The 7,030-nt window shown below is 65.9% G+C and carries 6 protein-coding genes; all 6 read left to right on the top strand.

The features are described from left to right. Positions 1 to 870, top strand: an 870-nt coding sequence (gene hflX, locus ACK59X_RS13285; protein WP_409957794.1) for a GTPase HflX, incomplete at its 5' end; no start/stop codon positions are given. A 53-nt stretch (positions 871 to 923) separates the two neighbouring features. Beyond that, the gene (hflK, locus tag ACK59X_RS13280; RefSeq protein ID WP_409957793.1) at positions 924 to 2,309 is read left to right on the top strand and encodes an FtsH protease activity modulator HflK; all 1,386 of its coding nucleotides are present in this window, start codon (positions 924 to 926) and stop codon (positions 2,307 to 2,309) included. Positions 2,310 to 2,318: 9 nt separating this feature from the next. Further along, positions 2,319 to 3,233 (top strand): protease modulator HflC, encoded by a 915-nt coding sequence (gene hflC / locus ACK59X_RS13275; protein ID WP_409957792.1) that lies wholly within the window; start codon positions 2,319 to 2,321, stop codon positions 3,231 to 3,233. A gap of 200 nt (positions 3,234 to 3,433) precedes the next feature. Then, positions 3,434 to 4,582 (top strand): ATP phosphoribosyltransferase regulatory subunit, encoded by a 1,149-nt coding sequence (locus tag ACK59X_RS13270; protein ID WP_409957791.1) that lies wholly within the window; start codon positions 3,434 to 3,436, stop codon positions 4,580 to 4,582. Between the two features lie 33 nt (positions 4,583 to 4,615). Next, positions 4,616 to 5,992 carry an adenylosuccinate synthase gene (locus ACK59X_RS13265; protein WP_409957790.1) on the top strand — a complete coding sequence of 459 codons (1,377 nt, stop codon included), beginning with the start codon at positions 4,616 to 4,618 and terminating at the stop codon, positions 5,990 to 5,992. A 170-nt stretch (positions 5,993 to 6,162) separates the two neighbouring features. Further along, positions 6,163 to 6,687 carry a phosphoribosyltransferase gene (locus ACK59X_RS13260; RefSeq protein WP_409957789.1) on the top strand — a complete coding sequence of 175 codons (525 nt, stop codon included), beginning with the start codon at positions 6,163 to 6,165 and terminating at the stop codon, positions 6,685 to 6,687. Positions 6,688 to 7,030 lie beyond the last annotated feature (343 nt).

The following is a 7,030-nucleotide window of genomic DNA, read 5'->3' as shown; positions in this document are numbered from 1 at the left end:
GTCTACGACCGCACCTTCCTCATCCTGGAGATCTTCGCCCAGCGTGCACGCTCGCACGAAGGCAAGCTGCAGGTCGAACTGGCGCGCCTGCAATACCTCAGTACCCGCCTCGTGCGCCGCTGGTCGCACCTGGAGCGCCAGACCGGCGGCATCGGTGCGCGCGGCGGCCCGGGCGAAAAGCAGATCGAACTGGACCGCCGCATGATCGGCGAGGCCATCAAGCGCACGCGCGAGCGCCTGACCAAGGTCAAGCGCCAGCGTTCCACGCAGCGGCGCCAGCGCGACCGGCGCGATACCTTCACCATCTCGCTGGTGGGCTACACCAATGCGGGCAAGTCCACGCTGTTCAATGCGCTGGTGAAGGCGCGCGCCTATGCGGCCGACCAGCTGTTCGCCACGCTCGACACCACCACGCGCCAGCTCTACCTGGGTGATGCGGGGCGCTCGGTGTCCCTGTCCGACACCGTGGGCTTCATCCGCGACCTGCCGCACGGCCTGGTCGACGCCTTCCAGGCCACCTTGCAGGAGGCGGTCGATGCCGACCTGCTGCTGCATGTGGTGGATGCCTCCAACCCGAACTTCCCCGAGCAGATGGACCAGGTGCAGCGCGTGCTGCACGAGATCGGCGCGGCCGACATCCCGCAGCTGCTGGTGTTCAACAAGCTCGATGCGCTCGAGGCCGGGCAGCAGCCCGCAGTGCTCGAAGACGAGTACGAAGTGGAGGGGCTGATGGTGCCGCGCCTGTTCGTGAGCGCACGCTCCGGCCAGGGGTTGGACAATCTGCGCCGCGTGCTGTCGGCGCGGGTGCTGGCGGCGCAGCAGGGCATGACCCCAGCCGACGCCATCCCATTGCCAGCCCAAGGGGAGTGATTGGGCACAATGCCGTTTTGATCGATGCCACCAGAGAACCAGAGACTTTGCGCATGAATTTCCAAAATCGCACCCTACGCTGGGCTTCGCTGCCAGAACGTATCCGGGGCATGTTCAATCTGACCGATCCCCGCTGGGGCCGTGGCGACGACAACAAGTCGGAAGATGGCGCCCGACCGGACGATCGGCAGGCGCCGCCCCCCGCAGGCAACCGCGGACGCGAGAACAACAAGGGCCAGGGCAACAATGCCCAGCCGCCGGATCTCGATGAGCTGTGGCGTGACCTCAACCGCAAGCTCGGCGGCCTGTTCGGCGGCAAGGGCGGCGGTGGCGGGCGTGGTACGGGTGGCTCCGGCAATGGCAGCTTCCAGCCGCCCGACATGAAGAGCGCGGGCGTGGGCGTGGGCCTGATCGCCGGCATCGTCTTCGTGATCTGGATGGGCACGGGCTTCTTCATCGTGCAGGAAGGCCAGCAGGCCGTGATCACCCAGTTCGGCAAGTACAAGAGCACGGTGGGTGCGGGCTTCAACTGGCGCCTGCCGTACCCGATCGAGCGCCATGAGCTGGTGTTCGTGACGCAGATCCGCTCGGCCGATGTGGGCCGCGACAGCATCATCAAGAGCACCGGCCTGCGCGAGTCGGCCATGCTCACGGAAGACGAGAACATCGTCGAGAGCAAGTTCGCCGTGCAGTACCGCCTGAGCGATGCGCGCGCCTGGCTGTTCGAGAGCAAGAACCCTTCGGATGCCGTGGTGCAGGCTGCTGAAACAGCGGTGCGCGAGGTGGTGGGCAAGATGCGCATGGACACGGCGCTGGCCGAAGAGCGCGACCAAATCGCGCCGCGCGTGCGCGCACTGATGCAGACCATCCTGGACCGCTACAAGGTGGGCGTCGAGGTGGTGGGCATCAACCTGCAGCAGGGCGGCGTGCGCCCGCCCGAGCAGGTGCAGGCCTCGTTCGACGATGTGCTCAAGGCCGGGCAGGAGCGAGAACGCGCCAAGAACGAGGCCCAGGCCTATGCCAACGACGTGATTCCGCGCGCTGTCGGTTCCGCCTCGCGCCTGAATGAAGAGGCGGCGGCCTACAAGGCCCGCATCGTGGCGCAGGCGCAGGGTGATGCGCAGCGCTTCTCGTCCGTGCTGGCCGAGTACCAGAAGGCGCCCCAGGTCACGCGCGACCGCATGTACCTGGAAAGCATGCAGCAGATCTACGGCAACGTGACCAAGGTGCTGGTGGATTCGCGCCAGGGCTCCAACCTCCTGTACCTGCCGCTGGACACGATCATGCAGAGCGCGGCCGCGGGCGCGCCCGCGACGCTGGAGTCGCCGCCGGCCAATGCCGCATCGACCGTGGTGCCGACCCTGCCGCCCACGACCACTTTTTCGAACGACCCCCGCGCGCGCGACAGCAACCGTACGCGCGAACGTGAATCCCGCTAGGAGCAGCTCGTGAACAGAGTCGGATTTATTGCATCCACCCTCCTGGTGGTGCTTGCACTCATGAGCTCCATGCTCTTCGTGGTGGACCAGCGCCAGTTCGGCGTGCTCTACGCGCTCGGGCAGATCAAGGAAGTGATCACCGAGCCGGGCTTGAACTTCAAGCTGCCACCGCCGTTCCAGAACGTGACCTACATCGACAAGCGCCTGCTCACGCTGGACAGCACCGATACGGAACCCATGCTCACGGCCGAGAAGCAGCGCGTGGTGATCGACTGGTACGTGCGCTGGCGCATCTCCGAGCCCACCCAGTACATCCGCAACGTCGGCCTGGACGAGGGCGCCGGCGCCATGCAGCTCAACCGCGTGGTGCGCAATGCCTTCCAGGAAGAGATCAACAAACGCACCGTGAAGGAGCTGCTGTCGGTGAAGCGCGAAGCGCTGATGGCCGATGTGAAGCGCGAAGTGCTGGAAACCGTGCGCGGCGCCAAGCCCTGGGGCGTGGACGTGGTGGACGTGCGCATCACCCGCGTCGACTATGTGGAAGCCATCACCGAGTCGGTGTACCGCCGCATGGAAGCCGAGCGCAAGCGCGTGGCCAATGAACTGCGTTCTACCGGCGGCGCTGAAGGCGAAAAGATCCGCGCCGATGCGGACCGCCAGCGCGAGATTGCCATTGCCAATGCCTACCGCGATGCCCAGAAGCTCAAGGGCGAAGGCGATGCCGAGGCGGCCCGCATCTACGCCGAGGCCTTTGGCCGCGACCCGCAGTTTGCGCAGTTCTACCGCAGCCTGGAGGCCTACAAGTCCAGCTTCAACAAGAAGAGCGACGTGATGGTGGTGGACCCCTCGTCGTCGGACTTCTTCAAGGCCTTCCGCGGCGGCGCGCCGGCCCCGGCCGCGCAGTCTGCGGCGCCACGCAAGTAGCCCGCCACGGCCCGGCCGTGCCCACAGCGGCAGCCCTGCTCGGCAGGGTTGCCGCTTTTTTTTGGGAGCCGCTCCCGTCCCGTGGGACACTGCCGGCGCCCGGATTTTTACGCCCCGGTCACTTTGGCGGCAGACACCCCATGGGGGGTGCTTTGCCGGTGCCGGTAGAATCACGGTTTTAACAGCCTCCCCTTTTCTCCATGTCTGCTTGGGTCCTGCCGGATCACATTGCCGATGTCTTGCCGTCCGAAGCACGGCACATCGAAGAATTGCGTCGCGGGCTGCTCGACACGGCGCGCTGCTATGGCTATGAGCTGGTCATGCCGCCGCTGCTGGAGCACCTGGAATCCCTGCTGACCGGTACCGGTGAGGCGCTGGACCTCCAGACCTTCAAGCTGGTGGACCAGCTGTCGGGCCGCTCCATGGGCCTGCGTGCCGACACCACGCCCCAGGTGGCCCGCATCGATGCCCACCTGCTCAACCGCAAGGGCGTGACGCGGCTGTGCTACTGCGGCCCCGTGCTGCACACCCGCCCCGACCGCCCCCATGCCACGCGCGAGCCGCTGCAGATCGGCGCCCAGCTCGCAGGCCATGCCGGGCTGGAGGCCGACCTCGAAGCCCTGCAACTGGCGCGTGAATGCCTGCGCGTGGCCGAGGTGCGCGACACCACCATCGACCTGGCCGACGTGCGCATCGTGCGCAGCCTGCTGGCTGGCGTGGCGGTGGATGCATCGCTGCTCAGCCGCATCCATGGTGCATTGGCGGCCAAGGACGCGAGCGAGCTGGCCTCGATCACCCGTGATTTCCCTGCCGCCTCGCGCGAAGGACTGCTGGCGCTGCTGCAGCTGTATGGCGACGAATCCGTGCTGGCCGAGGCCGACAAGGCCTTGAAGCACATCGCCGGTGTGTCCGAAGTGCTGTCGCACCTGCGCTGGCTGGCCTCGCGCCTGGACGGCGCCGTGGTGACCTTCGACCTGGCCGACCTGCGTGGCTATGCCTACTACAGCGGCACCCGCTTTGCCATCTACGGCAAGGGCGCCAGCGATGCGCTGGTGCGCGGCGGCCGCTACGACGAAGTGGGCGCCGTGTTCGGCCGCAACCGGCCGGCGGCCGGTTTCAGCCTGGACATCAAGCAGTTGGTGAGCGTGGTGTCGCCGCGCGCCCTGAAGGCCGCCATCCGCGCGCCCTGGGGCGAAGCGAGTGACGTGAATGCCGCCATTGCCGAGCTGCGCCGCCAGGGCGAGACGGTGGTGTGTGTTCTGCCTGGGCACGGGAGCGAAGTCGATGAGTTCCACTGTGACCGAGAGCTGGTGCAGGTTGCGGGCCAGTGGGTCGTGCAGGCTGTTTGATCGAGTTAATTGCAATTGAGAATTGGGTCTGAGATGAAAGCAAGCAAAGGTCGCAACGTCGTGGTGGTCGGAACCCAGTGGGGTGACGAAGGCAAGGGCAAGCTGGTGGACTGGCTGACGGAGAGCGCGCAGGGCGTGGTCCGTTTCCAGGGCGGCCACAACGCCGGCCACACCCTCGTGATCAACGGCGTGAAGACCGCGCTGCACCTGATCCCCAGCGGCATCATGCGCCCGGGCGTCAAGTGCTACATCGGCAACGGCGTGGTGCTGTCGGCCGCCAAGCTCTTCGAGGAGATCGAAGGCCTGGAGAAGGCTGGCGTGGAAGTGCGCTCGCGCCTGCGCATCAGCGAGGCCTGCCCGCTGATCCTGCCGTTCCACGCAGCCATCGACGTGGCGCGCGAAGCCGCGCGCGAGCAGGGCGGTACCGAGAAGATCGGCACCACCGGCCGCGGCATCGGCCCCGCCTACGAAGACAAGATCGCCCGCCGCGCCCTGCGCGTGCAGGACCTCAAGTACCCCGAGCGCTTTGCCACCAAGCTGCGCGAACTGCTGGACTTGCACAACCACGTGCTCACCACTTACCTGGGTTCGGCGAAGTTCGTCTTCGGCGATGCCCTGAAGCCCTACATCCAGGACGGCAAGGTGCAGTTCGACGTGGTGTACGCCGAAGCCATGCGCCATGCCGAGCTGCTCAAGCCCATGATGGCCGACGTCTCGCGCGAGCTGAACGACGCCCACCAGGCCGGCGCCAACCTGCTGTTCGAAGGCGCCCAGGGCACGCTGCTCGACGTGGACCACGGCACCTACCCCTACGTCACTTCCAGCAACTGCGTGGCCGGCAATGCCGCAGCGGGTTCGGGCGTGGGCCCCGGCATGCTGCACTACATCCTGGGCATCACCAAGGCCTACTGCACCCGCGTGGGCGGTGGCCCCTTCCCGACCGAGCTGGACTGGGAAGTGCCCGGCACCCCTGGTTACCACATGAGCACCGTGGGCGCCGAGAAGGGCGTGACCACGGGGCGCAGCCGCCGCTGCGGCTGGTTCGACGCCGCGCTGCTCAAGCGCAGCGCCCAGGTCAATGGCCTGTCGGGCCTGTGCATCACCAAGCTAGATGTGCTCGACGGCCTGTCCGAGCTGCTGCTGTGCACCGGCTACGAGCTCGATGGCGAGAAGATCGACCTGCTGCCCATGGGCGCGGAAGACATCGCGCGCTGCAAGCCCATCTACGAGACCCTGCCCGGCTGGAGCGACACCACCGTGGGCGTGACCGACTACGCCAAGCTGCCCGAGGCGGCCCGCCGCTACCTGGAGCGCATTGCCGAAGTGACCGGCGTGCCCATCCACGTGATCTCGACCAGCCCGGACCGTGACCACACCATCATGATGCAGCACCCCTACGCGGCCAGCTGACCTGCATGCCGTGGCCCGGACGATGACGAGCGGCCCGGGCCGCATGGCCTGTCCGCCGTGCGGAGCAGTGCCTGCTTTTTGTATTTCCTCTATATGACGATAGGGCTTGCCCTGGCGCCTGCGCCGTGTGATCCTTCGTTTACAAGCCATTACCCCCAGGAGCCCTGCCCATGTTGACCGAAGACGGCAAACACCTTTATGTCAGTTACGACGAGTACCACAGCCTGATTGAAAAGCTGGCGCTCAAGGTGCACCAGTCGGAGTGGGAGTTCGACACCATCCTGTGCCTGGCCCGTGGCGGCCTGCGCCCCGGCGACATCCTGAGCCGCATCTTCGACAAACCGCTGGCCATCATGTCTACCAGTTCCTACCGCGCCGAAGCCGGCACGGTGCAGGGCCACCTGGACATCGCCCGCTTCATCACCACCCCCAAGGGCGAGATCGCCGGCCGGGTGCTGCTGGTGGACGACCTGGCCGATTCCGGCCACACCCTGCATGCCGTGATCGACATGCTCAAGACCAACTACGCACCGATCACCGAACTGCGCAGTGCCGTCATCTGGACCAAGGGCATGTCCACGTTCACGCCGGACTACTCGGTGGAGTTCCTGCCCACCAACCCCTGGATCCACCAGCCCTTCGAAGGCTATGACAGCCTGAGCCCTGCCAAGCTGCTGGAGAAGTGGCGCGTCTGATTGGCCCCAGGGCCCGGCGCAGCAAGTGGAAGGAGGGCGCAAGCCCTCCTTTTTTCTTGCCGGGTTGCGGGCTTGGCGGCAGGCCATGCCGATGACTGTGCAAATTCTTCTGTTTTCCCTGCTTGGCCATCAAAGTGGTGCTATAGTAGAGGGCTTCGCTGCACGGAGGTCCTTCTTTTGGAAGTCTGGGCAGATGAAGAAGGAAGTTTGCAAAAACTTCGAAGTTTTGGAAAAGATGCTGAAAACTCGGTATACAATCTAAGGCTGCGCTGACAAGAGCGGGTTGCCGAAAGGCGGTTGATCTTGGTGGTGTGTTGGGGTGGTTGAAAGCGCTGAGCGGTTT

This window comes from Acidovorax sp., assembly GCF_046339755.1.
In the GTDB taxonomy this organism is placed as follows: Bacteria; Pseudomonadota; Gammaproteobacteria; order Burkholderiales; family Burkholderiaceae_C; genus Acidovorax.
Note: the sequence above shows the minus strand (reverse complement) of the source record. Positions and strands in the feature narration are given on the sequence as shown.